A 2,053-nucleotide genomic window follows, 5' to 3' on the forward strand; every position below is an offset into this window, starting at 1 on the left:
CGCGCCGGTCGCCACGAACGTGCCGACGCCCGGAACCGCGCGCACCAGGCCGTCCTGCCGGAGCCGCGTGAGCACTTTCGTGGCGGTCGCCATGGCGACGCCCCACCGCCGGACGATCTCCCGGGTGGAGGGCACCCGGTCGCCCGGCGCCAGCTCGCCCGTCACGATCCGGTGCCGCAGTTCGGCCACGATCTGGCCGGAACGTGAAGCTCCTTCTTCCACCGGAACCACCTCCGCACTAGTGCACCTGCGGCGCGGACCACCCTAGCCGCCACGCTGCGCCGACGTCCGTGACCGCCTCGTCCCGGGCACGCGATGCCGCTAGAGCACTAGTGCACTAATTGGGATTCTGCTGGTCAACGCGCTTGCAGTGCAGCATATGTACGCCGTACATTCCGGTCATGCGAAACACCGAGATACTTGTTTCCGGCGCCGGTATCGCCGGAGCGGCTCTGGCGTACTGGCTACGCGCGGCGGGCTGCACGGTCACGGTCGTCGAACGCGCCCCGGCCCCCCGGCCGGGAGGGCAGACCGTGGACCTGCGCGGCGCCGGCCGTGAGGTGGTCACCCGCATGGGCCTGATGGACCGGGCGCGTGCGGTGGCCGTCGACCAGGAGGGCATGGCGATCGTCGACGCCAGGGGCCGGATCAAGGCGACCATGACGGTCGACGCCTTCGGCGGTGAGGGGATCATCTCCGAGATCGAGATCCTCCGCGGCGACCTGGCCCGCGTGCTGTACGAGGCGACGCTGCCGGACACCGAGTACGTCTTCGACGACACGATCACCGGCCTCGACCAGGACGACGACGGTGTGACCGTGACGTTCGAGAAGGCGGCCCCGCGCAGGTTCGGGCTGGTCGTCGGCGCGGACGGCATGCACTCCGTGGTGCGCGCGCTGGCCTTCGGCCCCGAGTCGGACTGCGTCCGCCCGCTGAACGTCTACAACGCCTGGTTCACCATGAACGGCGACCTGGACCTCCGTGGCTGGTTCCAGATGTTCAACGCGCCGGGCGGGCTCGTCGCGTCCGCACGCCCGGGTCGGCTCCCCGGCGAGATCAAGGCCGCGCTCGCCTTCCGGTCTCCGCCGCTCGCGTACGACCGCCGCGACGTCGGCGCGCAGCGGGCCCTGGTGGCGAGCCGCTTCGAGAGCGTCACGGGCTGGGAGGTGCCGCGGCTGCTGCGCGCGATGGAGACCGCGCCGGACTTCTTCTTCGAGCCGATGGGCCAGGTGCACCTGGACGGCTGGTCGCGCGGGCGGGTGGCGCTCATCGGCGACGCCGGCCACTGCCCGACGCCGCTCACCGGGCTCGGCACCAGCCTGGCCCTGGTCGGCGCGTACGTGCTGGCCGGCGAACTGACCACGACCGGCGACCACCGGGCCGCGTTCGCGCGTTACGACGAGATCATGCGCCCGTACGTCACCGAGGCGCAGAAGCTGCCCCCGGGCGGCGCCTCGGGGTTCGCGCCGTCGAGTGCCCTGGCCATCCGCATGCGGGCCGCCTCGATGCGCTCGATGACCCGGTGGCCGATGCGCTCACTGCTCGCCGCGCAGTTCGCCAAGGCGGGGAACATCACCCTGCCCGACTATCGGCCGCTCGCCGTGCGGTAGGACCGGCCGGACCCTTCACGGCCGCGCCCCGCCCGTTGACGGAGCACGAACAAGGCGGCGAGCGTCCGGTCGGGAACGCGGGTCCGTGCCTTCTCCGCTGCTCGACCACCCACGCCGCGATCTCGGCCCGGCCGGTGAACCCCGGTTTGCGGAGGATGGCGCTCACGTGGGACTGGACGGTACGGGGACTGGGGGAACAACGCCGAGGCGACCTGCTCGGCGACGAACAGCGCGCGGTGGCCGAGCTGACCGCCGACGGGAGGGGACCGGGGTACGGACGATTGCCCCAGCGCCAGGTCGACCGCGGCGCCGCGCCCCATCTCCGCGCCGTAGCCCTCGGCCACGCCGTACGCCTCGCCGGGGGCTGGCGGCATCCGGTGCGTGGAGTCGCTCGCGCGGTGCGCGGTGGCCCGCGGTCGCCACGAGGAGGCGGCCCTGCTCCT

General features: G+C 72.8%; 3 protein-coding genes. 1 reads left to right on the forward strand and 2 read right to left on the reverse strand.

Features of this window, described 5'->3' with window-relative positions; all coding sequences use genetic code 11:
- Positions 1–222: GntR family transcriptional regulator (locus ACFFNX_RS48515; RefSeq protein ID WP_378213214.1), on the reverse strand; the 222-nt coding region annotated here is incomplete at its 3' end.
- Between the two features lie 179 nt (positions 223–401).
- Here ACFFNX_RS48515 and ACFFNX_RS48520 point away from each other — a divergent pair.
- Complete coding sequence (locus tag ACFFNX_RS48520) at positions 402–1,610, forward strand: FAD-dependent monooxygenase (protein WP_378213215.1); 1,209 nt, start codon at positions 402–404, stop codon at positions 1,608–1,610.
- Here the strand turns inward: ACFFNX_RS48520 and ACFFNX_RS48525 are convergent.
- Positions 1,586–2,053: hypothetical protein (locus ACFFNX_RS48525; protein WP_378213217.1), on the reverse strand; the 468-nt coding region annotated here is incomplete at its 5' end. The two genes, ACFFNX_RS48520 and ACFFNX_RS48525, sit on opposite strands and share 25 nt — an antisense overlap.

Origin of the sequence: Actinoallomurus acaciae (genome assembly GCF_042429965.1) — a bacterium.
GTDB classification, from domain to species: Bacteria; Actinomycetota; Actinomycetes; order Streptosporangiales; family Streptosporangiaceae; genus Actinoallomurus; species Actinoallomurus acaciae.